24 protein-coding genes are annotated in these 23245 nt (G+C 70.2%); 14 read left to right on the top strand and 10 right to left on the bottom strand.

Annotated features, from left to right (window positions below; translation table 11 throughout):
- The first annotated feature begins 90 nt into the window (after nt 1-90).
- The 3 genes from LWC35_RS10605 to LWC35_RS10595 are packed head-to-tail and all read left to right on the top strand — an operon-like array spanning nt 91 to nt 3294.
- The gene (locus LWC35_RS10605) at nt 91-1230 is read left to right on the top strand and encodes an acyl-CoA dehydrogenase family protein (protein ID WP_232869887.1); all 1140 of its coding nucleotides are present in this window, start codon (nt 91-93) and stop codon (nt 1228-1230) included.
- Nucleotides 1227-1949 carry an SDR family oxidoreductase gene (locus LWC35_RS10600; protein WP_232869886.1) on the top strand — a complete coding sequence of 241 codons (723 nt, stop codon included), beginning with the start codon at nt 1227-1229 and terminating at the stop codon, nt 1947-1949. Before LWC35_RS10605 ends, LWC35_RS10600 begins: the two co-directional genes overlap by 4 nt.
- A 19-nt stretch (nt 1950-1968) precedes the next feature.
- On the top strand, nt 1969-3294 hold the full coding sequence (locus tag LWC35_RS10595) for an MFS transporter (RefSeq protein ID WP_232869885.1): 1326 nt from the start codon (nt 1969-1971) through the stop codon (nt 3292-3294).
- Between the two features lie 160 nt (nt 3295-3454).
- Here LWC35_RS10595 and LWC35_RS10590 read toward each other — a convergent pair whose 3' ends face one another.
- Both LWC35_RS10590 and LWC35_RS40880 read right to left on the bottom strand, forming a co-directional pair.
- Complete coding sequence (locus LWC35_RS10590; protein WP_232869884.1) at nt 3455-4537, bottom strand: IS110 family RNA-guided transposase; 1083 nt, start codon at nt 4535-4537, stop codon at nt 3455-3457.
- A gap of 54 nt (nt 4538-4591) precedes the next feature.
- Nucleotides 4592-5368 (bottom strand): LLM class flavin-dependent oxidoreductase, encoded by a 777-nt coding sequence (locus LWC35_RS40880; protein WP_372463030.1) that lies wholly within the window; start codon nt 5366-5368, stop codon nt 4592-4594.
- Nucleotides 5369-5715: 347 nt separating this feature from the next.
- Between LWC35_RS40880 and LWC35_RS40205 the strand changes: the two genes are divergently transcribed.
- Genes LWC35_RS40205 through LWC35_RS10575 form a run of 3 tightly spaced genes read left to right on the top strand, consistent with a single transcriptional unit; the run spans nt 5716 to nt 8476 of the window.
- The gene (locus tag LWC35_RS40205) at nt 5716-6918 is read left to right on the top strand and encodes a cytochrome P450 (RefSeq protein WP_232869883.1); all 1203 of its coding nucleotides are present in this window, start codon (nt 5716-5718) and stop codon (nt 6916-6918) included.
- A 5-nt stretch (nt 6919-6923) separates the two neighbouring features.
- Complete coding sequence (locus LWC35_RS10580) at nt 6924-7247, top strand: 2Fe-2S iron-sulfur cluster-binding protein (protein ID WP_232869882.1); 324 nt, start codon at nt 6924-6926, stop codon at nt 7245-7247.
- Entirely contained in the window at nt 7244-8476 is a 1233-nt protein-coding gene (locus LWC35_RS10575) for an NAD(P)/FAD-dependent oxidoreductase (protein WP_232869881.1), read from the top strand. The genes LWC35_RS10580 and LWC35_RS10575 overlap by 4 nt, the downstream gene beginning before the upstream one ends.
- Before the next feature lie 140 nt (nt 8477-8616).
- On the opposite strand, the gene LWC35_RS10570 is transcribed toward LWC35_RS10575, so the two are convergent.
- Complete coding sequence (locus tag LWC35_RS10570; protein WP_232869880.1) at nt 8617-9318, bottom strand: FadR/GntR family transcriptional regulator; 702 nt, start codon at nt 9316-9318, stop codon at nt 8617-8619.
- Nucleotides 9319-9437: 119 nt separating this feature from the next.
- Here LWC35_RS10570 and LWC35_RS10565 point away from each other — a divergent pair, with 119 nt between their 5' ends.
- Genes LWC35_RS10565 through LWC35_RS10535 form a run of 7 tightly spaced genes read left to right on the top strand, consistent with a single transcriptional unit; the run spans nt 9438 to nt 15723 of the window.
- A complete protein-coding gene (locus LWC35_RS10565; RefSeq protein WP_232869879.1) occupies nt 9438-11000 on the top strand; it encodes an FAD-dependent monooxygenase in 1563 nt (520 codons plus the stop codon).
- Nucleotides 10997-11770, top strand: coding sequence for an alpha/beta hydrolase (locus LWC35_RS10560; RefSeq protein ID WP_232869878.1), 774 nt, complete (start codon nt 10997-10999; stop codon nt 11768-11770). The genes LWC35_RS10565 and LWC35_RS10560 overlap by 4 nt, the downstream gene beginning before the upstream one ends.
- Nucleotides 11771-11781: 11 nt before the next feature.
- Nucleotides 11782-12222, top strand: a complete 441-nt coding sequence (locus LWC35_RS10555) for a nuclear transport factor 2 family protein (protein WP_232869877.1) — start codon at nt 11782-11784, stop codon at nt 12220-12222.
- Between the two features lie 2 nt (nt 12223-12224).
- Nucleotides 12225-13049, top strand: a complete 825-nt coding sequence (locus LWC35_RS10550) for a fumarylacetoacetate hydrolase family protein (protein WP_232869876.1) — start codon at nt 12225-12227, stop codon at nt 13047-13049.
- Between the two features lie 16 nt (nt 13050-13065).
- Nucleotides 13066-13401 carry a cupin domain-containing protein gene (locus LWC35_RS10545; protein ID WP_232869875.1) on the top strand — a complete coding sequence of 112 codons (336 nt, stop codon included), beginning with the start codon at nt 13066-13068 and terminating at the stop codon, nt 13399-13401.
- Nucleotides 13398-14519: a DUF3500 domain-containing protein gene (locus LWC35_RS10540; protein WP_232869874.1), complete on the top strand. Its 1122-nt coding sequence runs from the start codon at nt 13398-13400 to the stop codon at nt 14517-14519. The genes LWC35_RS10545 and LWC35_RS10540 overlap by 4 nt, the downstream gene beginning before the upstream one ends.
- Nucleotides 14512-15723, top strand: a complete 1212-nt coding sequence (locus LWC35_RS10535) for a CaiB/BaiF CoA transferase family protein (protein WP_232869873.1) — start codon at nt 14512-14514, stop codon at nt 15721-15723. Before LWC35_RS10540 ends, LWC35_RS10535 begins: the two co-directional genes overlap by 8 nt.
- 316 nt (nt 15724-16039) lie before the next feature.
- Here LWC35_RS10535 and LWC35_RS10530 read toward each other — a convergent pair whose 3' ends face one another.
- From LWC35_RS10530 to LWC35_RS10515, 3 genes are all read right to left on the bottom strand, one after another.
- A complete protein-coding gene (locus LWC35_RS10530; RefSeq protein WP_232869872.1) occupies nt 16040-16189 on the bottom strand; it encodes a hypothetical protein in 150 nt (49 codons plus the stop codon).
- On the bottom strand, nt 16186-16497 hold the full coding sequence (locus tag LWC35_RS10525) for a phenylacetate--CoA ligase family protein (protein ID WP_232869871.1): 312 nt from the start codon (nt 16495-16497) through the stop codon (nt 16186-16188). Before LWC35_RS10525 ends, LWC35_RS10530 begins: the two co-directional genes overlap by 4 nt.
- Before the next feature lie 888 nt (nt 16498-17385).
- Nucleotides 17386-18210: an alpha/beta fold hydrolase gene (locus LWC35_RS10515; RefSeq protein ID WP_232869870.1), complete on the bottom strand. Its 825-nt coding sequence runs from the start codon at nt 18208-18210 to the stop codon at nt 17386-17388.
- Nucleotides 18211-18291: 81 nt separating this feature from the next.
- Here LWC35_RS10515 and LWC35_RS10510 point away from each other — a divergent pair, with 81 nt between their 5' ends.
- Nucleotides 18292-18873, top strand: a complete 582-nt coding sequence (locus LWC35_RS10510; protein WP_232869869.1) for a TetR/AcrR family transcriptional regulator — start codon at nt 18292-18294, stop codon at nt 18871-18873.
- Between the two features lie 237 nt (nt 18874-19110).
- Here the strand turns inward: LWC35_RS10510 and LWC35_RS10505 are convergent, their stop codons facing one another.
- Genes LWC35_RS10505 through LWC35_RS10490 form a run of 4 tightly spaced genes read right to left on the bottom strand, consistent with a single transcriptional unit; the run spans nt 19111 to nt 23226 of the window.
- Nucleotides 19111-19992, bottom strand: coding sequence for a VOC family protein (locus LWC35_RS10505; protein WP_232869868.1), 882 nt, complete (start codon nt 19990-19992; stop codon nt 19111-19113).
- Entirely contained in the window at nt 19992-20843 is an 852-nt protein-coding gene (locus LWC35_RS10500; RefSeq protein ID WP_232869867.1) for a fumarylacetoacetate hydrolase family protein, read from the bottom strand. The genes LWC35_RS10505 and LWC35_RS10500 overlap by 1 nt, the downstream gene beginning before the upstream one ends.
- Nucleotides 20843-22345: a class I adenylate-forming enzyme family protein gene (locus tag LWC35_RS10495; protein ID WP_232869866.1), complete on the bottom strand. Its 1503-nt coding sequence runs from the start codon at nt 22343-22345 to the stop codon at nt 20843-20845. Before LWC35_RS10495 ends, LWC35_RS10500 begins: the two co-directional genes overlap by 1 nt.
- On the bottom strand, nt 22345-23226 hold the full coding sequence (locus tag LWC35_RS10490) for a fumarylacetoacetate hydrolase family protein (protein ID WP_232869865.1): 882 nt from the start codon (nt 23224-23226) through the stop codon (nt 22345-22347). The genes LWC35_RS10495 and LWC35_RS10490 overlap by 1 nt, the downstream gene beginning before the upstream one ends.
- Nucleotides 23227-23245: the final 19 nt, after the last annotated feature.

Genomic DNA, 23245 nt, shown 5'->3' with positions numbered 1-23245 from the left:
AGGCTTCGTGCCCAAAGTTTGAACACCGCCCCCGTGCCCGGAGTCCGTTCACTGCGTCCGTACCGCCCGGCCACCGATCGATGAGGAACCGTGGACGCAGAATCCTTCGCACAGGTCGTCACCGCCGTACGCAGGCTGGTGCGCGACCTCGTCGTCCCCCGAGAGCAGGAGATCGAGGAGACCGACGCCGTCCCCGAGGACATCCGCGCCGCCGCCGCCGAGATGGGGCTGTTCGGGTACGCCCTGCCCGAGGAGTACGGCGGGCTCGGCGTCACCATGAGCGAGGACGTGCGGCTCGCCTTCGAGTTCGGGTACACCGCGCCCGCCTTCCGCTCGCTGTTCGGCACCAACAACGGCATCGCGGGCCAGGTGATCGCCCGGTTCGGCTCCGAGGCCCAGCGCGCGGAGTTCCTGCCGAGCCTCGCGGCGGGCAAGGCCGTCGCGTCCTTCGCCCTCACCGAGTCCGAGGCCGGCTCCGACCCGTCCGGAATGCGGACCACCGCCCGCCGTGACGGCACGGACTGGGTGCTCGACGGCACCAAGCGCTACATCACCAACGCCCCGCTGGCCGACCTCTTCGTGGTCTTCGCCCGGACGGGCACCGAGGCGCGGGAGATCTCGGCGTTCCTGGTGGACGCCGGAACCCCCGGTCTCGGCGTCGGCCCCCGGGACGCCAAGATGGGCCAGCACGGGGCGTGGACCGCCGAGGTCCACCTCGACGGCGTCCGGGTACCGGCCGAGCGATTGGTCGGCGAGGAGGGTCGGGCCTTCCGCAGCGCGATGACCGTGCTCTCCCGCGGGCGGCTGCACATCGCCGCGCTGTGCGTCGGGCTCTCCCAGCGGGTGCTCGACGAGTCCGTCGCTCACGCCGCGGCGAGCCGACAGGGTGGTCGTCCGATCGGGGAGTTCCAGCTGGTCCAGGCCATGCTCGCCGAGTCCCACGCGGAGCTCGCCGCGGGCCGCGCCCTGGTCCTCGACGCCGCTGCCCGCTACGACAGCGGAGCGGACACCTCCACCGGCCCCTCCGCCGCCAAGCTGTACTGCAGCGAGATGGCGGGGCGCATCACCGACCGGGGAGTACAGGTGCACGGCGGGCTGGGCTACCTGAGCACGACGCCGGTCGAGCGGCTCTTCCGTGACGCCCGGCTCTACCGGATCTACGAGGGCACCAGCGAGGTCCAGAAAGTACTGATCGCCCGGTCCCTACTCCGCGAGGCGGGCATGCGATGAAGGGCGTCGAGGGCACGACCGTCGTCGTGCTCGGCGGGACGTCCGGGCTCGGCCTGGCCACTGCCGAACTGGCAGTGGCCCGCGGAGCTGCGCGAGTGGTCGTGGGCGGACGGGACCCCGATCGGCTCGCCAAGGCGCTGACCCGGCTGGGTTCCGTCGCCGAGGGGCGGGTGGTCGACGTCTCCGACGAGGACGCGATCAAGAACTTCCTGCAGTCGGCAGGCCGGCTCGACCACCTGCTCGTGACCCCGTCGAAACTCGTGCCGACCCCGGTCGTCGACGCCCGCGCCGACGCGGTGCGACCGGCCATGGACCTGCGCTTCTGGTCGGCCTTCCATGCGAGCAGGCATGCCGCACCACTGCTCGCCCCGGCCGGGTCCATCACCCTGATGTCCGGCATCGCCGGGACCCGCCCCATGGCTCGCGAGGCCGTGGCCGGCGCCTCCTGCGCGGCCGTCGAGGCACTCATGCGCTCGCTGGTCACCGAGCTCGCCCCGATCCGCTGCAACGTCCTGTCCCCCGGCTACGTCGACACCCCCCTGCTCGACGGCTTCTTCGGCGACACCCGAGCGGCGAAGGTGGCCGCGATCGCCGAGCAGCTGCCCGGCAAGCGGATCGGGTCACCGGGCGAGGTCGCCGACGCCGCCCTGTTCCTCATGGGCAACCCGTACATGAACGGCCACGTCCTCACCATCGACGGCGGTCACACGCTCGTCTGACCCGGAAGGTCCTCCTGCGATGTCAGAGCTGCCATCCCCCACCCTGCCCACCGCCCCGAGCCGACGCCGGACCGCCGCCGTCGCCTTCGCCTCATGGGCGGGCGCGAGCATCGAATGGTACGACTTCTTCATCTACGGCACCGCCGCAGCCCTCGTCTTCCCGACCCTGTTCTTCCCCTCCCAGGACCCGCTGACCGGCACACTGCTGTCCTTCGCGACGTTCGGCGTCGCGTTCGTGGCCCGCCCCTTCGGCGGCGCGCTGTTCGGCCACATCGGCGACACGATCGGCCGCAAGAAGACCCTGGTCACAGCCCTGGTCGCGATGGGGGCCGTCACCACGGTGATCGGGCTGCTGCCCTCCTACGCCACGATCGGGGTCGCCGCCCCGATCCTGCTCGTCGCGCTGCGCTTCCTCCAGGGGATCACCGTCGGCGGGCAGCAGGGCGGAGTGATCCTCCTGGCCACGGAGAACTCGCCCGCGAACAGACGCGGCTTCTACGGCAGCTTCGCCGCCGCGGGCGCGCCCGGCGGAGTCCTGCTGGCCAACGGCGCGTTCCTCCTGGTCAGCGGAACGACCTCACCGCAGGACTTCCTAGCCTGGGGCTGGCGGATCCCGTTCCTCGCCAGCATCATCCTCATCGCCCTCGCCGTGGTCATCCAGCTCAAGCTCGAGGAGACCAACGACTTCCAATCCGCCAACACGAGAACCCGCGGTCGCTCACCGGTCATCGAGGCCCTGCGCCGACACCCCCGCCAGATCCTGCTGGCCGCCGGTGCCTACCTCGCCATCAACCTGACGTACTACGTCTTCATCACCTTCGTCGTTGCCTACGCCACCAACCCGACGATCCTCGGGATGTCGCGGGACACGGTGCTCGCCGCGGTACTGGTCGCTTCCGCGGTCGAGCTCGTGGCCCTGCCTGTGGCGGGACTGCTGTCGGACCGGCTCGGCCGCCGGACCGTCTTCGTGGGCGGCGCCGTTCTCCTCGGACTCTGGTCGTTCGCCTTCTGGCCCATGGTCGACTCCGGCTCGCCCGGCCTACTAACGCTCGCGCTCGTCGTCGGACTGTCGCTGATTCACAGCCTCCTCTACGGGCCGCAGGGCGCGCTGTTCTCGGACGCCTTCTCCACCGAGGTCCGGTACTCGGCCCTCTCCCTGGGAATCCAGCTGGGCTCTGTGCTTGGCGGGGCGTTCGCGCCCTTGGCCGCTACCGCCTTGATCACCGGGTTCGGGAGCTCGACGGCGATCGCGACCTACATGCTGGTCGGATGCCTCATCAGCGCAGCGAGTGCTCTGACACTCCGCCCGGTGGCGTCTTCCCCACGGCCCCGTCCACTGTCGTGAACCAACGGCGTCCTACTTGCTCGCGGGGAGTGTCTGATCTTCTTCGGCACCTCTCTTTGTCAAGTGGATCTTGTGGCGGGGGTTGTAGTTTCGGGGCGCGGGCCCGGGAAGTGACTTGTCCGAAGAGCCGGCGTTCGAGGTGTGAGCCGGCCGCGCTGGACTATGCAGCCGCCCTCGTGTGTCCTCCCGGGTCCGCCCCGGAACGCTGGCTGTCGGCGAGGAGCCGGCGGTACACGACGTCGGGCAGTCGGCGCTTCAGACAGCGCATGGCCTCCTTGTGGCTCTTCCCTTCCGCTCGTTTGCGCTGGTAGTAGGCCTGCCCCGGGGTGCGTCTCCCGATCTGGGTCAGGGCCATCATGTGCAGGGCGTGGTTCAGCCCGCGGTGGCCAGCACGGGAGAGTCGATAGCGGACAGCGTCTCCCGAGGAGACCTCGATCGGCGCGGTACCGGTGAACGAGGCGAACGCCGCGGCGGAGCGAAACCGGCTCGTCGGCCCGGCGGCAGCCAGAATCTTTCCCGCCAGTACGGGGCCGACCCCGTAGAGCTCGGTCAGCGTGCTTCCGGTGGCTTTGACCGCGCCGGCAACGTCGGCGTCGGCGGTGGCGATGCGGCGTTCGAGGCGCCGTAGCTTAGCCACGAGGTCGACCGCGACCCGGCGCGCGGCCTGGCCCGCAGGCCCTTGTGCGCGGGTGCGGCGAAGCAGCCCGGCGGCGATCTCGACGGTCAGCCGACGGTGACTGGCGCCGGCGGGGACGAGCTGGGTGAGCAGGACGTGCAGCCGATTCACCAGTTGGGTGCGCGCCTTGATCAGGTCGTCTCGATGTTCGACGAGCACTCGCAGCGCGCCCAGCGCCTGGTCGATCTCTGCCGTCCGTAGGTGTGGTGCGGTGTGCGCGGCGGTGCCGACGGAGAGCGCGTCGGCGTCGTCGTTCTTGCGGCCGTGGCCGGTGGAGAGCAGCCGAACCCGGGCGGCCAGCTTGGCCGGCACGTCGACCACGGCGATGTCGTCGGCGGTCAGCCTCGCCAGCAACGGCGCGCCCAGCCCGGTGGCCCCCTCGATCGCCCAGCGGGCGCGGGGCCAGCGCTGCGCGAACCGACGTAGCTCCCGGTAGCCGGCTCGAGAGACCGCCACCCGCAGCGTGGCCAGTGGTTGCAGCGACCCGGCGGAAACCACGGCCGCGGTCCACGACGCTTTATGCGGATCCACTGCGATCACCACACGCTGCTCTGCACCGCCAGTCATACCTGCTCCTCGCGATCCCGACGATGGGGCGAGTCCAGGAGGGCAGACCAACTTTCAGCGCTGCAGGCCTCTCTTGAGCCACTCCCGGCCCAGGCGACCACGGCGGCCGGGCCGGGCCTCGCGGCGCACCCGATCGAGCCCTTCGGCGTGCTCCGTGCGGGCGGCGGCCAGGGCCTCGTCCCGGGTGGCCAGCTCGGCTCGGTGCGCCTCGGCTAGGTCGCAGCCGGGGGTGTTCCTCCTCGAGCGTGGTCTGGTTGGCGTGCTGGGTGGCGTCCAGCGCGGCAATGCGGTCACGTAGGTCGCCGACTTGGGCAGCGGCGGACTCGGCGAGCTCGTCCGCGCGGACCAGGAGGACCTCCCCGTTCGCCTGCTCTGCGGAGGACGGCAAGGTCCTCGGTGGTCAGTTCCCCGCTTGCGGCCGATGTCGCGCCCGAACGCCGTGTAATCGGTCTCGCTGGACCCGCTGCTGGCCCCGATCTCGAACCGGCCTCCGCTGAGGGTGTCGACGGCCGAGACGTCCTCGGCGAGCCGGATCGGGTCCTCCAGCGGAGGGAGCGTGACGGCGGGGCCAGCCTGATCCGAGTGCTGCGGGCGGCGGCGTGGGCCAGGAAGGGCCACGCGAAGGACAGGCCGCCTCCGGCGGAGGCGTGGTGCTGGGCGACCCAGCCGACATCGATGCCCTGCTCGTCGGCGACGACGAGCAGTTCCTGGGGGTCGCGGTGGGCCTACACCGCGTCGCCGTGGACCTGAACGTGGGTGAGGAAGCCCAGGCGGAACCGGGTATGTTCCGTCCAGCCTGCTGCCGTTGGGGCGCTGCTGTTCGGGCCTCATCCCGGACGGGTCTGACAACACGCAGAAGCTCCTGGCTGGACGGTCTGATCCCAGCAACCGCTCGACTACCAGGAGCTTCACCCGTTCGAGGTCACGCCATGCCGAACCGGCCCTGACCTGCCCGCCCAGCAGGTTGGCAAAAGCTCATTGACAGGCACATCCGAAACGATCTCATCCTCGTGCCGTTGACGGTGATGCTCTCCGGCTCGGCCTCGCCGTGTCAACGGGCCCTGTCGCGTGCGGCGAGCTTGACAGTCGGCGTCACCACGAGCACGATCCCGCTTAATACTCAAAGCATTCGGGTTGTTTAGTCTCGGATGCTCCGACCCGACCGTCGAGGAGGACGAGTGGCCGTCACCGCATCGGGGATCCGCTGGATCGACGAGATCGACATCTCCGCACTTGAAGCCGATCCCTATCCGATGTACGCGCGCATGCGGGCCGAGGCGCCGTGTGTGTTCGTCCCCGCGCTGAACGCCCACCTGCTGACGACCTACGACGACGTCCGAGCCTTCCTCGCCGACACCGAGCTCACCCAAGCACCGAGCACTCAGCCGGTACTCGAACGGACCTTCGGGCCCGGCAACATCTTGATCGCCAACGGCGAGGTGCACCGAGACCGGCGCGCATCCGTGGACCCACCGCTTCGGCGGCGGGCGGTCTCGAGCTACATCGACGACCTGGTCCGCCCAATCGCCGCGGAGGAAGCGGCGAAGCTTCGCCGGTCGGACACCTTCGACATCGTCGCGGAGTACCTGGAGCCGGTCAGCACCCGGGGCCTCGCGTCCATGCTGGGCATCGGTGACGTGCCGTCGGAGACGCTGCGCCGCTGGTTCCACACCGTCATCGGCGCGGCAGGCAACTACGCCTTCCTCGACGAACCCTTCACCAGGAGCGACGAGGTCATCGCGGAGATCAAGGACGTCCTCGAACCGAGGCTCAGGCGCCTCGAGACCACGCCGGACGGCACGGGTCTGTCCCACCTGCTGCACGCCGGCATGCCGACGGGCACAGTGCGTTCACGCGACGACATCTACTCCTCGTTCCTGATCGAGCTCACCGGCGGGATGCAGGAGCCGGGCCATGCCGCGGCCACCACCGTGCTGGGACTGCTGCAGGAAGGCACCTACGGCGAGATCGTCGACGACCCTGCCCTGATCCCGGACGCGATCGCCGAGGGGCTGCGCTGGATCGCCCCGATCGGCGGTGTCTTCCGCGAGACGACCCGCGACGTCACTCTGCACGGCGAGGAGCTGCCGAAGGGATCCGTCGTCTGGTGCATGGTCGCCTCGGCCAACCGCGACGAGCGACGGTTCACCGACGGCGAGCGCTATGAGCTCCGGCGCACCGGCCCGACCCACCTCTCGTTCGGCGGGGGCAGGCACTTCTGTGCGGGCAACGTCTTCGGTCGGGAGCTGGCGCGGATCGCCCTCGAGGAGCTCACCGCCGTGGTGCCGACCCTGCGTCTGGCCGAGGCGGGCTGGTCGATGAGGGGTTGGCTGTTCCGATCCCCCCAGCAGCTCCACCTCACCACCGCGACGGAGGCCTGACACCCATGCCCTCCCTGACCTTCGTCCTGCCCGACGGGACCCGCCGCACCGTCGAGGGGAAGGCCGGACTGTCCGTCATGCAGGTGGCGATGGCCGAGGACGTGCCTGGAATCGTGGCCGAGTGCGGCGGCAACGCCATGTGTGCCACCTGCCATGTGTACGCGGACGCCGCCACCGCGGACCGGCTGCCGCCGGTCACCGACGTCGAGGACGAGATGCTCGACTCGACGGCCTCGCCGCGCACGTCCTCGAGCCGGCTTTCGTGCCAGGTCGACGTCGAGGAGGACTGGGGCGACACGACCTTTGTCGTACCGGACACTCAGCTGTGACTACCGTCATCGTCGGCGCAGGTCATGGCGGTGTGCAGGTCGCCGCCTCGCTGCGGGCCGAGGGCCATCTTGGCCCCGTGGTCCTCGTGGACGGTCAGGAGGACTTCCCGTACCACCGCCCGCAGCTGTCGAAGGAGTTCCTCGGACCGGGTGCCGGGGCAGCACAGCCGCTGCGCAGCCGGTCGTTCTTCACCGACCAGGAGATCGACCTCCGGCTGGGCACGGCGGCGGTCGCGCTTCATCCGGCCGAGCGCTGCCTGGAATTCTCGGACGGCCGGACGATCGGCTACACGCACCTCGTGCTGGCACTCGGCTCGACGGTCAGGAACCTGCAGGTGCCTGGCGTCGGGCTGGACGGCGTCGCCCGACTGGCGACCCTGACCGACGCCGCGCGGGTGCGGAAGCGCCTGGCCACGGCCCGCCACGTGGTCCTGGTCGGGGGCGGCTTCCTCGGTCTCGAGATCGCCGCCGCTTGCGTCGGCGCGGGACGCGCGGTCACCCTCGTCGAGCCGCAGGACCGGGTTCTGACGCGGGCCGTGGCCCCCGCGGTCTCCGACGCCGTCCAGCGCGCCCACACCCAGGCCGGCACAGTCCTTCGCCTCGGGACCGGAGTGGAGCGGTTCGTGGGGCGGAACGGGCGGATCCAGGCAGTCATCCTCGCCGACGGCTCCGAGATCCCTGCGGACCTCGTCGTGGTCGCCGTCGGCGCGCTCGCGAACAGCGGCCTCGCCGAGCGAGCTGGCCTGGCCGTCGACAACGGCGTCCTGGTCGACCCCTGGCTGCGAACCTCCGACCCCGCGATCTTCGCCGTGGGTGACTGCGCGTCGCACCCGGACCGCGAGCGCGCCGTCGCGCGGCGGGTCGAGTGCGTGCAGAACGCGCTCGACCAGGCCCGCCACGTCGCGAGCACGATCACTCGCGGTATCGGCGAGCCCTACGACAAGGTCCCGTGGTTCTGGACCCACCAGTTCGATCTCCGCGTGCAGACCGTCGGGCTCGGGTTCGCCGACGACGTGTGCGTCGTGCTCGGCGAGCCGGACGAGGCGAGCTTCTCCGTCTGCCGCTTCCACCACGACCGGCTCGTGGCCGTCGAGTCCGTCAACCGCCCGCAGGACCACATCGCGGCGCGGCGACTGCTGTCCCGTCGGCTGCCGCCCGACCTCCCCGAGGTCGGGTCCGCCGGGTTCGACCTGAAGAGCCACGAGCTCTCGACCCGAGGGGCAGCATGAGGGGACATCCCGGTCGGCCGGTGGGTCGCGCAGCACCTCGCCCCCGCGGCACGTCCCCGGAAACCGGACCCCGATCGACGAGCGTCCTCGCCCCGCCCTCGACCGGGCGCCCGCCTCCGGCTCCCCAGGAGACGGTCAGCTCACTTGGACGAGGCGGGATCCGAGGTCTTCGGCGAGGTCAGCGCCCGGTGCTCGACGACGGCGCGCGAGGTCCGGACCGCGTCCCCCGCGGCGATCGCCGCGACGAGCTCGGCGTGGACGTCGACCCGCCTGCTCAAGTAGGCCTGGTCATCGGCGGTGTCGGCGTCGGGCCGGCTCGGCAGGCCTTCGATCTGCGCCATGGTGCTCAGGTAGACGCTGCGGGCGATCTCGTTCGGGGTGATCTCGGCGATCCGTCGGTGCAGTGCCCAGTTGGCCTGCAGGAAGTCGGCCCGCGTGGTGGCATGCTCCCGCATCGTCGTCACGATCGCCTCAAGGTCGCGGACATCGCGACGGGTCGCGTGCAGGGCGGCGTCGACGTCGATCAGTTCCTCCAGAGCGTCCCGGACCGCCAACGCGTCCGTGATCCGCGCCGGATCCCGGGACACCGACAGCAAGGTGTGGCGCAGGCGGACCACCGCCGCGGGTTGGGCGACGAAGAGCCCACCACTACGACCGAGCCGCACGTCGACGGCTCCGCGCTCGGCCAGCAGCCGCGCCGCCTCACTGATGGTCGCCCGACCGAGGCCGGTCTGCTCCCGCAGCTCGTCCATCGTGGCGATGCGGCTGCCCGGAACCAGCTCACGCTCGACGATCCAGCGCTCGATCTCGGTGGCCAGCGACTGGGCACGCGTCTGCGGCACGGAAAACACCCGACCACTTTACGACGCGCAGGCCTTGACATCGCGGTCCGGCGCCTCAAGGATCTAAAAACCCGAATGATTCGTGCTTTTGCGCGACGGTGCGCCGAGGAGCATCAGAGATGAATGACACCGCTGACGTGGTCATCGCCGGGTTCGGCCCTGCCGGTGCGATGCTCGCCTCACTGCTGGGCCAGCGCGGGCATCGGATCGTCGTCTTCGAGAAGTTTCCCGAGCCGTACGGGCTACCGCGGATGAGCACGCTCGACGGTGAGGTCGCCCGGCTGCTCCAGCACGCCGCCGACCCCGCGGAGGCGCTCGCCGAGTCGCTGCCGGTGCGCTCGGTCGAGCTCTGGGGTTCGGACGGCAGGCAGAAGGGTCGTTTCGACTGGGACTACAAGCGCGCCGGCCATTGGGGGCACATGGCGCTGCATCAGCCGCACATCGAGGCGGCCATGGAGCAGCGCATCGCCACGCTGCCGGCCGTCGAGGTCCACTGGGGCACCAGTGTGGTGGGTCTGCGGGCCGAGGGCGGCGGGTATGTCGTGACCACCTCGGGTGGGGACTCGGTGAGTGCGCGCTACGTCGTGGGCATGGACGGCGTGAGCGGCTTCGTGCGCGACGCCGTGGGGATCGACGTCGAGGTGGTCCATCGCCACCACGACCGCTGGATCCTCACGGACTACGACGTCGTCAAGCCGCTGCCGCACGACCTGGAGCACCGGTGCTACTTCGACCTCGACTTCGACCAGCCGTACTTCTGGGGGCCGAACGGCGTCGGTCGGGTGCGGTCGGACGTGCGGCTGCTCCCCGGTGACGACGAGGAGGTCGTGGCCGCCGAGGAGCGCGGGCTCGAGTTCCTGGAGAGGCGGGTGGGCATCCCCCGGGACCACGTCCGCCAGACCCGCCGCAAGCTCTACACCTTCCGCAGCCAGATCGCCGTCTCGATGCGGAGGGGCGGCGTCTTCATCGGCGGCGACTCCGCGCACGGGATGACCCCGTACATGGGTCAAGGGGCGTGCACCGCGATGCGCGACGCGGCCAACCTGGCGTGGAAGCTGGATCTCGTTCTCCGCGGCCTCGCGCAGGAGGCTCTGCTCGACACCTACGAGGCCGAGCGTCTGGCGCACGCCCGCTTCTTCGTCGAGGGCTCGTTGGCCGCCTACAAGATGATCAACCCGTTCACCCCCGAGGACGCCGCCGGTCGGGACGCCTACCTGGAGGCGACCGGTGGCGACGTGACCCCCCCGATCCCGCCGCTGCGCCACGGCATCCAGCACCGCTCGGCCGACGGCGAGTACGGCGAGCAGGCCGGGGAGGTCGCGCCCCAGGGCGTGGTCCGCATCGGGGAGCGGGAGGGACTGCTCGACGACCTCGTCGGGTACGGGTTCCAGCTGATCTCCACGCTGCCGCTCGAGGAGATCCTCGGCGCCGCGCGCCTGGCCCGCCTCGCCGACCTCGGGGTGCGGGTGATCCACCTCGGCGACGAAGGGGTCGGCGGGGTCGGCGGAGTCGTCGACGTCGAGGGCACCTACGCCGACTACCTCGCCGAGCACCACGCCACGACGCTGCTGTCGCGGCCTGACGTCTACCTCTTCGGCCTGGCGGACGGCGCGGACGACGCGGTGGCCCTGGTCGACGACCTCCTCGCCCAGATCCCGGAGCCGGCTCCGGTGCCGGCATGAGCGTCTCGGTCGGCGCGGTGCGCACCCACGAGTTCGCGCGTGGCCTGCAGCTGGACGTCCACCCCGCCCCCGGCGAGACTCAGGGCGCCGTCGTCTACCTGCACGGCGGAGGGTTCGTGTCGGGGGAACGGAGCATGGACCGTCAGCGGGTCCGGGCGCTGGCGGCGCACGGCGTGACCGTGGTGGTGCCGGACTACCGCCTCGCCCCCGCGGCGCGGTTCCCGGACCAGGTCGACGACGTGTGCGACGCCGTCGACTGGGTCCGCCGACACCTCGACGAGCTCGGTGTCCCCGGTGACCGGGTGGGACTCTGGGGTGCCTCGGCGGGCGCGGTGCTCGCGGCGCTGGCAGCCCTGTCCGGTCGGGTGGCGGCTGCGGCCGTCGTGTCGTGGTTCGGCTTCAGCGACATCGCCACCTGCTTCTCGCGCAGCCCGCTGGAGCGGGCCCTGCTTCCGCCCCGCGGCCCCGCGCACGCGCTGCTCGGCGTCGACGACCTGGTCGCGGTGCCCGACCTGGTCCGCGACGCGAGCCCGGTCGACCATGTGCACGCCGAGGCCCCGCCGTTCCTCATCGCGCATGGGGACCGGGACCACCTGGTCGACATCGGCGAGAGCAGGCGGCTGCACGAGGCGCTGACCCGGGCGGGCGCCCGCAGCACGTTGCTGGTGCTCGGCGGCGCGGGCCACGAGGATCCCGCATTCGACGAGCCGTCGACCATCGCCGTCACCGCGGCGTTCCTGCGCAGCCACCTCCACCCCGCGACGACGTGAGGAGACAGGACATGAGCGACACCAGCCTGGGCGATGCCCGCATCGAGGACCGCGCGCTGATCGCCGCGGTGATGCACCGCTACTGCACGATGGCGAAGGAGAAGGCGGACTTCGCCGGGATGTCGGTTCTCTACACCCCGGACGCGACGATCCGCTTCCCCGACGGCGTCCAGGTCGGGGCACACGAGATGGCGAAGGTCGTCAAGGGCGCCGAGCCGACGGTGATCCAGCACCACGCAACCACCATCGACATCGAGTTCGCAGGCGAGACCGAGGCCGACGTCCGGACCATGTACATCGCGATCACCGACGAGGCCGCGCCCGACCACTGGGGCCGGTGGGAGGACCACTTCGTGCGACAGCCCGACGGGCGCTGGCTGATCAGCGACCGCTCGATCGTCGTCGTCGGTGCGGCCCCGAACGGGTGGCTCGCCCGTCAGTACGGGAACTGAGCATGCGCATCATCGGCTACGAGCTGGCCGGGGAGGTGCACGTGGCGGCGCGCCGCGATCACGATCTCATCCCGCTGGGCCCGGTCACGGACTTCTGGCACGACCCCGACGGGGCGATCGAGACGGGCCTGCGGGCGAGTGTCCGAATCCCGGCGTCGAGCGTGCGGCTCGCGCCCCCGGTCAAGCCGTCCGCCCGCATCCTCTGCGTCGGGCTGAACTACCGGGAGCACGCGGCGGAGGGGCCCTTCGACGTCCCCGACCACCCGACGATCTTCGGACGCTGGACGCCGTCGCTGGCCGTCGGCGACACCCCGGTCCGCATCCCCGTGGACGAGGACGGGCTCGACTGGGAGGCGGAGCTCCTCGTCGTGGTGGGGCGGCCGCTGAGCTGCGCCGAGCCGCACGAGGTCGAGGACGCCATCTTCGGCTACGCCGCGTTCAACGACATCACCGCCCGGCGCGCCCAGAAGCTCACCACGCAGTGGACGCTGGGCAAGAACGCCGACCGCAGCGGACCCATGTCGGACCTGGTCACCAGGGACGAGGTCGGAGAGCTGGGGCGGCGCAAGGTGATCAGCCGCGTCAACGGCCAGGTCATGCAGGAGGCCACAACCGACGAGATGATCTTCGGGGTCGCCGACGTCCTCGCCTTCATCAGCCGCACCTTCGCCCTCACCCCGGGGGACATGATCGCCACCGGCACGCCGTCGGGAGTCGGGTACGCGCGCACCCCCCCGAGGCTGCTGCAGCCCGGCGACGTGGTCGAGGTCGAGGTCGAGGGCATCGGCGTCGTCAGCACGCCGGTCGAGGACAACGCCAACAAATAGGTGAGGACCGAGCACGATGCGAGTCACCAAGCTGCACGAGGCCGAGGCGTTCGAGTCGCCGGGCCACGAGGGGGTCGTCCCACTGTGGGTGCACGGCGGGCCGACCACACCCGTCGAACGCTTCACGGTCGTCCTCTCCCGGTACGAGCCCGGTGGCCGGGCCGAACCGACCGTCCAACCTGCGGAGACGGTGTACGTGCTGCTCTCCGGCACGCTGACCTTCGAGAGCGAGGGGAACCGGGTCGTGCTCGAGCCGAACGACACCGTGCACTTCGCCCGGGGAGAGTCCCGTACCGTGACGAACGAGGGCGACGTCCCGGCGAGCATGCTCGTGATCAGGGCGATCTCGTGAGCTCGGAGGAGCACCTGCTGCACGCGCCCCGCAACCGGCCCATCGAGGGCGACTTCGACCCGACCGCGGTCACCTTCGCCGCGATGGCGCTGTTCGACCATCTCGACGCCGCGCAGAGGTCACGGATCGTGATCCCGATGGCCCACGAAAGCCGCACCCACTGGAACTTCCTGCCGGAGTCGGGGCGCGCCGGCCTCCCGCTGCGGGACATGAACGACACCCAGCGCTACCTCACCCACCGGCTCGTCGCGCAGAGCATGTCGGTCGAGGGCTATGCCAAGGCTGTCCAGGTGATGAGCCTGGAGAACGTGTTGCGCGAGCTCAACGTCGACGTCTTCGGCCACGTCGCGGCCCACTTCCGGGACCCGAACGGCTACTACCTCACCTTCTTCGACCAGCCCCAGCCGGACAGCAGTTGGGGCTGGCGGCTTGTCGGACACCACCTGTCGCTGAACGTCACCGTCGTGGGTCAGGACCGGATGGCGGTGACGCCCCTGCTGCTCGGGGCCGAGCCCGCGCGCATCGGCCCCTTCCGGATCCTCGGTGAGGAGGAGGACCGTGCGTTCCGCCTGCTCGACTCCCTCACCCCGGACCAGCGCGCGAGGGCGACGATCCATCCTGTTCCCCCGCCTGACTTCGCCACCCGCTGCGTGCCGGTGATCGGAGCCGAGGAATGGCCCGACATCCACGGCGTCGGACGCCGCGACGCGATGATCACCGACGAGGACCGCGCCGCGCTTAGGTACGTCCGGGGCAGACCCCGCGGCCTGCCCCGCTCCGCGATGTCCCCGGCCCAGACTGCCGCGTTCGACGAGCTCCTCGCCTCGTTCCTGGGCAACGTGCGGCTAGCACAGGTGGGCCGGGAGATGGACCGGATCCGCGCGGCCGGGCTCGACGGCCTGCACTTCGTCTGGGCGGGGGGACACACGATCGACACCCCCCACTACTTCCGCATCGAGGGGCCGGTCACCCTCGTCGAGTTCGACAACACCGAGGACCACGCCAACCACGTCCACGCGGTGTGGCGAGACCCGGCCAACGACTTCGGACGTGACGTGCTTGCCGAGCACCGTGCCACTCAACACCCCCCGACGACCGCCACGTCCGACGATGAGTGAGGCACCCGGGCACACCGGCCCACTGAGCGAGCTCCTCGTGATCGATCTCTCGCGCGCGCTGGCGGGCCCGCACGCCGCGATGATGATGGGGGACCTCGGCGCGCGCGTGATCAAGGTCGAGGCCCCCGGGCGGGGCGACGACAGCCGAGCCTGGGGCCCCCCGTTCCTGGACGACCACGCCACGGGCGAACGGGTCTCCACCTACTTCCTCAGCGCGAACCGCAACAAGGAGTCGATCGCGCTCGATCTCAAGGACGACGCCGACCGTGCGGTCCTGAGAAGGCTCGTCACCGCGGCCGACGTGCTGATCGAGAACTTCCGTCCGGGAACGCTCGAGCGGCTCGGGCTGGCGCCGGAGTCGTTGCTCGGCCTCAACCCCCGACTGGTGGTGCTGTCCATCTCGGGCTTCGGCCATGACGGGCCAGAAGCACACCGCCCGGGCTACGACCAGATCGCGCAGGGCGAGACCGGCCTGATGTCGCTCACCGGTTCGAGCCCCGACGACCCACAGCGCTTCGGGGTGCCGATCTGTGACCTCACCACGGGTGTGAATGGGACCATCGGCGTCCTGGCCGCGCTCCTCGAGCGGGAACGGACCGGACGCGGCCAGATCGTCCGCACCTCGCTCCTCGCCGCCGGCGTCGGCATGCACGCCTTCCAGGGCACGCGCTGGACAGTGGGCGGCGAGCTCGGCCGCGCGGCCGGCAACCACCACCCGACCATCGCGCCGTACGGACTGTTCGCGTGCAAGGACGGGTTCGTCCAGATCGCGGTCGGCAGCGAACCGCTCTGGTCCCGATTCGCGGCCGGGTTCGAGTTGCCCCGGGACGACCGACGTTTCCGCGACAACGCCGACCGGGTGGCGAACCGCGACGAGCTCATCCGGCTGATCGAGGACAGGTTCCGGACGCAGACGAAGGCGGAGCTCCTCGGGCGCCTCGACCGCCTCGGGGTGCCGTCCGGCTCCGTTCGCACGCTGGACGAGGTGTACGCCTGGGACCAGCTGGAGAGTCAGGGGCTCCTGATCGAAGTCGACCATCCTGCGAGGGGGGCGATTCGCCTTCCCGGACCCGCACTCAGGTTCTTCGACGCCGCCGGAGCGGAGCGGACGCGCGCACAACATCACGCGCCGCCCGAACTCAACAATGCGGGCGACACCATCAAGAGTTGGCTCGCAAACTTAGGACCCGACAACGACCCCTAGCTCAAGTAGGTGAGGCGTTACACCCGTCGAAGCGCTGATAGCGGTCCGGACGGCGCCCGGCCCGACGATCGAGCTCCCGGAGGTTCGGTCACGCGTGCTGGCCGCCGGCCCGCGACCACGGCGCGTAATGGGCGCGAGCCAAGCCTCCATGGGAACTTGAGGTCCAGCTCGACGAAGTCCCAACCGGGCATCAGCGCCCCCGTCGACGACCGCCCGGGTGCCCGATCCGCCGCATCACGTCCCGGCTCTCCTCACCAGCGCAACCTTGATGTGATTCGGGCGCCTCCCGGGACCAGCTGCGCCCGGCTCTTCACGTTCAGCGCCGAGCGGACCCGGTCCTCATCGGGTGCCGCAGCTCGTCCTGGCGGTAGCCCTCCAGGTCCGTCACGTGCTCGACGACCAGCGGCAGCGGTTGCTGGGCGGAGTGGCCGGCGAGATCGACCCGGATCCGCATCTCGCCCGTCATGCGGGCGCGAGTCTCAGGACGAGGTCCTTGATCGCGGACTGGAAGACGTTGGTCCCGCGGACGATCAGCATGCCGTCCGTCCCCGGACGCACCGCACTCTCGTATCCGGTCCGCCCACAGGCGCCGTCGGTGCCCGTCACAACAACGTGGTCGCGGGTACGAAGGCGCAGCAGCGGCGACGCCTCGGGACGCAGACGCAGCGCGGTGTAAACGAGGTCCCCCTCAGCACCCGCGGCCGGGTCCACGCGCTCGCCGGTCTCCGGGTCGATCAGCTCGGCGACCACGAGGTCGGGCGACAGAACACGCATCCCGGCGTTCGCCTCGCACTCCCCAGCAGGTGCAGGCGATGTCGGTGCCGCCCAGGTTCTCCCGAACCGTGGCACCCCGGAAGTGCTCGAGGTTCTCCGCGCGCTCGGCAGGCCCGGCTCGCCGCCCACGCTGATCGCCTGCACCCCCGGCTCGCGGGCAAAGCGTCACGCGATCGGCGGCGCCTGCTCGGCGAGGTGCGCGAGGAAGTGCGAATGACGAGCTCAGGCTGGTGGTCCGCCTCGACGCGCAGGAGGCGTTCGGCGCCCGTATCGACGCCTATGGGGATGTCGACGATTCCATGTACTGCAGGATCTGCACGATCGGCAGGCCGCCGACGGACCTCTTGCCCATCCTGAACGCGTGCACGGGGCGCTGGCCGGAGTCGTCTACGTGCTCCGGACGGATCGCGTGAAACCAGCTGCCCGCTGCCTCCATCGGCTGCTCGGGGTGAGCTGCTGGCGGCGGTTGCGGGGCTCGATCAATGCCGGGTGTGGCTGAACGAGCTGCTGCTCGCCGAGCCTCGCCCGCCGGGAAGCTGGATCCAGACCTCGATCTCAACCGGTTGATGGGCGACGCTGGCACGTGTATGCGCTGCTCAGATGGGGCCCCGGAAGCTCTACGCCGACCGCGGCTGGACTTCGACAAGTAGCGGTGGCTACGGCGCGAGTGTGGCATCGCTCGACGGATCACGCGCTGCGGTGTCGCGCACGGCTCCGGGTTGGGCACGATCCGTTGGGGCGTCGAGCGTGGCTCGGCCTGGCTGCACCCATTCAGACGGCTCGACCGCGACGAATGCCTTGCCAACATTCATTTCGGCCTACTCCACCTCGCCAGCGCCCTGACCTGCCACCACCGGCTGGCGAAGTAATTCTGAAATGACCTCTAAACTAATCCGCCGCGACCAGCGCCTCGACCAGATGACTGACCAGCTGGGCCGGCGCGTCCTCCTGGACCAAGTGACCCGCACCGCCGATCCAGTGCAATTCCGAGTGGGGGATCCGCTCGTGGATCCAGTCCGCATAAGGCGGGGGCAGAATGCGGTCCTCAGTACCCCAGAGCAGGCGCACGGGGATCGATAGTCCCGGGAGCAGGGACTCGTATGCAGCGGTGTCAGTCTGCCGAAGCTGGCGGTACTGTCGATAGAAGGCCGCTTGACCTTTCACGCCACGCCACGGCTCCAGAAACGTCTCCATTACCCCCGGGCGGTACCCCACGCTCGTGCCCTGCCTCAGGTGGCTGGACACGAGGGCCTCGTGGGCGTAGCTCGGGAGTCGACTGAACACGTCGGGGTGCTCCAGCAGCAGCGCGAAGAGCCCGCGCTCCCACGCGCCGCCGCTGACGGCGTCGACCAGGACGAGGTCGCCGAAGGGTACCGTCTCAAGCAGGGTCGTGCGGAGGGCTATCGCCCCCCCGATGTCGTGGCCGACCACGCTCGGTCGTTCGAGTCCCCACTGCGAGAGCAGAGCTGCGAACCGTCGGGCGTGGGCCACCAGACTCAGGTCCTGCCCTTCCCGCTGCTCGGACTGGCCGAACCCGAGATGGTCGAAGACGTAGACCTGTCGGTGGCGAGACAGGGCCGGAACAACGTCGCGCCAGAGGAACGAAGAGTATGGCGTTCCATGCAGGAGGACGACCGGCTCTCCAACGCCCGTCGTCGCCCACCGGATCACACCCTGGTCGGTCTCGAACTCCTGGTCGAGCATCCACGCCATCGGCCCTACTCCCTCACTACACTGATCTGTGAATCACGCGCAGAGTAACTTTACTGATCTGTGAAGTCCAGGGGTGATCAGATGAGCACCGAACCCGAAGATGAGGGTCTGACGCCGGGGGCTCGGCGGATCCTCGAAGTAGCCTCCGAGCTGTTCTACCGGCGCGGCTTCCACGCCGTCGGCGTGGACACCATCGCCGCAGAGTCCGGCGTCACCAAACGCACTCTCTACGATCGCTTCCGGTCGAAGGACGCATTGGTGGCGGCCTACCTCTCTGCCCGGGACCGACAGTGGCGCGACGTCGTCCTGTCCCGCCTCGACGACGCGGGCGCCGACCGGGTCGCCAGGGTGCTGGCTCCTTTCGACGCGCTGCCGGAGTGGCTCGACGCCGGCGGTCGTGGCTGCGCCTTCATCAACGCCTACGCCGAGTTCCCCGATCCGGACCACCCCGCACACCAGCTCGTGGTCGCCGAGAAGTCTTGGCTGCGCGACCTCTTCCACGCCCTTGTCGTCGAGGTCGGCGCCATCGACCCCGGCACTCTTGGAGAGCAGCTGCTCTGCCTGCACGAGGGCGCCATCGTGAGCCACGCGATCCTCGGGCAGACCAGCAGCGCTTCGACCGCACGGTCCGCGGCCGAGATCTTGGTCTGTCGCGCCCTGTGACAGCGGCGCCATGCAGGGCGTGCCCGGCGCCGCGAGTTGAGCAGTGCTCGTCCTTCGAGGGCCGAGGCGCCAGCCGACCGAGCGTGCGTTCCACCGCGAGCTGGCGGAGGTGTCGTGATTCCGCCGGAGCGCCGAGGGTAGGAGATCCACACGCTCGCCGGCGCAACTCTCGACGAGGTGGGGATCCCGGCAACCCGCCGCGACCCCGGGGCACGGCCACCGCTCGGTCCGCGCCGCTCAGCCGCGAGACGCGGGGGGCAAGCCCAGCTCGGTGAATCCGTCGGGGGTCAGGTGGGGACCCCAGAGACTTACCCACTTGTGGCCTTCCGGGCTCCACTCGCCGGGTACATGTCCGGCGTCGTCGTAGATCCTTTCCATGTCGCAGTAGAACTCCTGCACGAGGCCGCTGGGTTCGAGCACGTAGGTGGCGATGTTGCGGCCCATGCCGTGCCGCAGCGGTCCCCAGAGGACGGATTCGCCGCGCGCGTCGACGAGGTCGGCGACCGCGGCGACCTCGATCATGCTGGGGTACTCCCATGCCACGTGGTGGATCCGCCCCGCACCGGGGAACACCCCGATGCCATGATGGTCAACGTTGCAACGGAGGAACACGCCGTCGAGCATGCGGTCGGAGATTCGGAAGTCTCCGATCTCGGCCAGCATGCGTTCGGTGCGCCGCGGGTCGGAGACGAAGAAGTTGAAGTGCCCGAGACGCCGCGGCCGCAGGCCTGACGTCGGTGAGGCCACCTTCGACCGGGCCATCCGGCTGTAGACGGCGTAGACGAACCCGTCGGGGTCGGCGAAGGCGAACCCGTCGGAGACGGCCGGGTCCAGCGGCTTGTCCGAGACGATCCGCAAGCCCGCCGAGTCGACGCGCTTGTAGACCTCGGCCAGCGCCTCGGCGTCCGGGGCGACGAGCCCGACGTGGTCGAGGGCATCCTCGTCGGCGCGCGTGTAGCTCAGCGTGTGATGGGGGCCGCCATGGGTGAGCCACAGCGTGTCCGTGCTGCGCTCGCTGACCAGCAGGCCCAGAACGTTGGTGGCGAACTCCTCCGCGGCAGCCAGGTCGCGGACCCGCAGCGACACGTGGCCAACCTCGCTGATGACGTGGCCGGGCATCAGGCGGCCACCGTCGCGCCCTCGCTGGCGGGGACGCAGCGCGTGTGCTGGCTGCCCAAGCCCTCGATGCTGCAGGTCATCGTCGACCCCGGGGTCAGGTAGGTCGGCGGAGAGGCCACGTGCCCGACGCCCGCCGGGGTGCCGGTGGCGATCAGGTCGCCAGGCACGAGAGTGATGATCGTGCTGATATAGGAGATCACCTGCCGCACCGAGAAGATCATCTGGTCGGTAGTGGTTCGCTGCTTGACCTGGCCGTCGACGGACAGTTCCATCGCCAGGGAATGGGCGTGGTCGACCTCGTCCGGGGTGACCAGGTAGGGCCCAACCGGGGTGGACGCCTCGAACGTCTTGCCCGCGAGGAACTGCGAGGTCCGCAGCTGCCAGTCCCGCATGGAGACGTCGTTGACGATCGTGTAGCCGGCAATGTGGTCCTCGGCCTCCTCCTCGCTCACGTGCCTGGCGGCCCGGCCGATCACGACCCCGAGCTCGACCTCCCAGTCGACCTGCTTCGACGCGCCAGGGATGCGAAGGTCGTCGTTGGCGCCGATGAGGCTGCGGCCGTACTTGGCGAAGAGTGTGGGGTACTCGGGGACGGGCAGGCCGCCCTCGGCGGCATGGTCGCGGTAGTTGAGGCCGACGCAGAACACCTTCTCCGGCATCGGGATCGGTGGCGCGAAGTCCGCGTCGGCGAGCGGGACCCGCGCGCCGTCGGCATGGGCGGCCCGCGCCGCCCAGTCCTCGCCCGAGGCGATGAGCCCGCCGACGTGGTCGAAGGGCAGCACCACGAGCTCGTTCCCGTCGCGCCGCACCGCACGAAGCCCGGCCTCGGTCCTGATTGTCGCAACCTGCATCAGATCTCCACTCTCTCGGTCGTGCTTGCTCGCAACGCCTTCTTGTCGACCTTCCCCAGGGGGGTGGTCGGCAGGGCCGTCACGCGTCGGTACTCCTTGGGCCGCTTGTAGGCGGCCAGCTCAGCGCGGCACCGTCGGTCGACAGTGGCGATGTCCAGGTCGTCGGTCGCGACGACGAAGGCGACCACGGCCTCCCCCCAGTCGGGGTGCGGCACACCCACGACGGCGACCTGCACGACCCCTGGGCAGGCGCCGACGACGTTCTCCACCTCGGTCGAGTACACGTTCATCCCACCGCTGATGATCATGTCGTTGCGCCGGTCGAGCAGGTGGAGATAACCCTGGTGATCCAGGGCACCGATGTCCCCGGTGTGCAGCCACCCGTCTCGCACGGTGGCCGCCGTCTTCTCGGGCAGGCCGTGGTAGCCGGTCATGACGTAGGGCGCCCGCGCACAGACCTCGCCCACCTCCCCTGCAGGCACCGGCTCACCGGAGTCGTCGAGCACCGCGAGGGTCACCGTCGTGGCGGCCCGGCCGCAGCTGTGCAGTCGTTCGGGGTGGGCCGGGTCGTGGTCCTCGCGAGTCAGCCGGGTCAGGAAGTTGGGCGCCTCGGACTGTCCGTAGAGCTGCATGAACACCGGGCCGAACCGGCGCAGTCCCTCCGTGAGCCGCTCCGGGGTGATCGGAGCCGCGCCGTAGAGGATGGTGCGCAGCGACGAGACGTCCGCATCCCTGCCCGCTGCCTCGTCGAGCAGCCGGTAGATCATCGTGGGCACTCCGAACAACAGCGTCACCTGATGACGCTCGACCAACTCGAGTACCCGGCCGGGGTCGAACCGCGCTTCGACGACGAGCGATCCGCCTTTGAGCAGACCGGCCTGGGCGAGGAACCCGGCCGAGTGCGGGAGAGGCGAGCTGAGCAGCAGGCATTCGTCGTCCTGGAGGCCGATCTCGACGACGTGGGCCAACAGATTGAGCGCGAGCCCGGCCTGGGTGTGGACCACGCCCTTCTGCCGGCCGGTCGTCCCGCCGGTGTAGAGGATGAGGGCGGTGTCCGTGCCCGCGACCGTCACGTCCGGTGGCCGGGAAGGGTCAGCGGCGGCCAGCGCCTCGTCCCAGCTCGGTCCCGGGACGAGGACCGTGCCGAGCCCGGCCTCCCGGGCGATCGTCGCCATGGGCTCATCGGCCAGGGCGACACGGGCGCCGCAGTCGTTCAGGATGAAGACGATCTCCGGTTCCGCAAGCATCGCGTTGACCGGCACCTTCGCCGCGCCGACGCGGAGGATGGCCTGGTCGGCGACGAGCCACTCGACACGGTTGGTCATCATCAGCGCCACGGGATCGCCCGGCCGGACGCCCAGCTCGACGAGGACGTGCGCGAGCCGGTTCGCACTCGCGACGAGCTCGCCGAAGCTCGTCCGAGTGTGCCCGACGTGAACGGCCGTCCGGCCGCCGAAACGGTCGAGCGCGGGCACCAGCAGGGACCGCAGCGTCGTGTCCATCAGAATCCGCTGCTCAGGCGCTCGGCGGGCACACCCTCGACGATCCGGTGACGGATCTCGCCCAGTCGCTCGACCGTGAGGACGACCTCGTCGCCGGGCTTCAGCCAGCCGCGGAAGCCATCCGGGTCGGTGCAGTAGTGCTCGAACAGGCAGCCGGTTTCGACGGTGCCCGACCCGATGACGTCACCGCTGCGCAGCGTCGTGCCCCGCGATGTATAGGTGACCATGTCGGGAAAGCCCCAGTCGATGGTGTTCCAGTTCCCCCGCGAGACGAGGTCGCCGTTCACCCGGCCGCTCATGGCGAGGTCGAATCCGCGCGCGGCGCGAAAGGGTTCGAGTTCGTCAGGCGTGACGAGCATCGGGCCGAGGGTGTTCGCGGTGTCCTTGCCCTTCGCGGGGCCGAGCCGCAGCGGCATCTCGTGCATCTGCAGGTCTCGGGCACTCCAGTCGCAGAAGAGCATGTAGCCAGCGATGTGCTCCTCGGCTGCCGCGAGCGGGATGGTCGAGCCTGGCTTTCCGATCACCGCGGCCACCTCCAGCTCGTAGTCGAACATGACGCTGTCCGGGGAGATCGGGACGTCGTCGTACGGGCCGATGACCGCAGCGGGGTTGGTGAAGTAGAACGGCGGGAAGTGGGTGTGCCGCTCGTCGACGGGCATGTCCGCCGCGATCGAGACATTGCGCAGGTGCTGCAGGAACCCTGCGCAGTCCCGGATCGACCGGGGCTGCAGCGGCGCTCGCAGTGTGGCTCCCGCCAGGGGGATCACTTCGTCCGGCATCGAAGAGATCTCCGCACCCCGGGCCATCAGCTCGCCCGAGTCGAGAAGGTCCAGCAGCGTGATGCCCAGCTCGGCGCCCGCGATCTCGCCGTCCTGCACCACACCGACTCGGTCTCCGCCG

The organism is Pseudonocardia kujensis (assembly GCF_021283305.1).
GTDB classification, from domain to species: domain Bacteria; phylum Actinomycetota; class Actinomycetes; order Mycobacteriales; family Pseudonocardiaceae; genus Pseudonocardia; species Pseudonocardia kujensis.
Note: the sequence above shows the minus strand (reverse complement) of the source record. Positions and strands in the feature narration are given on the sequence as shown.

What these genes read in the sequence shown, in the direction of transcription:
- LWC35_RS10600 (WP_232869886.1), top strand. Translation starts at nt 1,227, where the DNA reads ATGAAGGGCGTCGAGGGCACGACCGTCGTCGTGCTCGGCGGGACGTCC.
- LWC35_RS10595 (WP_232869885.1), top strand. Translation starts at nt 1,969, where the DNA reads ATGTCAGAGCTGCCATCCCCCACCCTGCCCACCGCCCCGAGCCGACGC.
- LWC35_RS10590 (WP_232869884.1), bottom strand. Translation starts at nt 4,537, where the DNA reads ATGACTGGCGGTGCAGAGCAGCGTGTGGTGATCGCAGTGGATCCGCAT.
- LWC35_RS40880 (WP_372463030.1), bottom strand. Translation starts at nt 5,368, where the DNA reads ATGAGGCCCGAACAGCAGCGCCCCAACGGCAGCAGGCTGGACGGAACA.
- LWC35_RS10580 (WP_232869882.1), top strand. Translation starts at nt 6,924, where the DNA reads ATGCCCTCCCTGACCTTCGTCCTGCCCGACGGGACCCGCCGCACCGTC.
- LWC35_RS10565 (WP_232869879.1), top strand. Translation starts at nt 9,438, where the DNA reads ATGAATGACACCGCTGACGTGGTCATCGCCGGGTTCGGCCCTGCCGGT.
- LWC35_RS10560 (WP_232869878.1), top strand. Translation starts at nt 10,997, where the DNA reads ATGAGCGTCTCGGTCGGCGCGGTGCGCACCCACGAGTTCGCGCGTGGC.
- LWC35_RS10555 (WP_232869877.1), top strand. Translation starts at nt 11,782, where the DNA reads ATGAGCGACACCAGCCTGGGCGATGCCCGCATCGAGGACCGCGCGCTG.
- LWC35_RS10550 (WP_232869876.1), top strand. Translation starts at nt 12,225, where the DNA reads ATGCGCATCATCGGCTACGAGCTGGCCGGGGAGGTGCACGTGGCGGCG.
- LWC35_RS10545 (WP_232869875.1), top strand. Translation starts at nt 13,066, where the DNA reads ATGCGAGTCACCAAGCTGCACGAGGCCGAGGCGTTCGAGTCGCCGGGC.
- LWC35_RS10535 (WP_232869873.1), top strand. Translation starts at nt 14,512, where the DNA reads ATGAGTGAGGCACCCGGGCACACCGGCCCACTGAGCGAGCTCCTCGTG.
- LWC35_RS10530 (WP_232869872.1), bottom strand. Translation starts at nt 16,189, where the DNA reads ATGACGGGCGAGATGCGGATCCGGGTCGATCTCGCCGGCCACTCCGCC.
- LWC35_RS10525 (WP_232869871.1), bottom strand. Translation starts at nt 16,497, where the DNA reads ATGCGTGTTCTGTCGCCCGACCTCGTGGTCGCCGAGCTGATCGACCCG.
- LWC35_RS10515 (WP_232869870.1), bottom strand. Translation starts at nt 18,210, where the DNA reads ATGGCGTGGATGCTCGACCAGGAGTTCGAGACCGACCAGGGTGTGATC.
- LWC35_RS10510 (WP_232869869.1), top strand. Translation starts at nt 18,292, where the DNA reads ATGAGCACCGAACCCGAAGATGAGGGTCTGACGCCGGGGGCTCGGCGG.
- LWC35_RS10505 (WP_232869868.1), bottom strand. Translation starts at nt 19,992, where the DNA reads ATGCCCGGCCACGTCATCAGCGAGGTTGGCCACGTGTCGCTGCGGGTC.
- LWC35_RS10500 (WP_232869867.1), bottom strand. Translation starts at nt 20,843, where the DNA reads ATGCAGGTTGCGACAATCAGGACCGAGGCCGGGCTTCGTGCGGTGCGG.
- LWC35_RS10495 (WP_232869866.1), bottom strand. Translation starts at nt 22,345, where the DNA reads ATGGACACGACGCTGCGGTCCCTGCTGGTGCCCGCGCTCGACCGTTTC.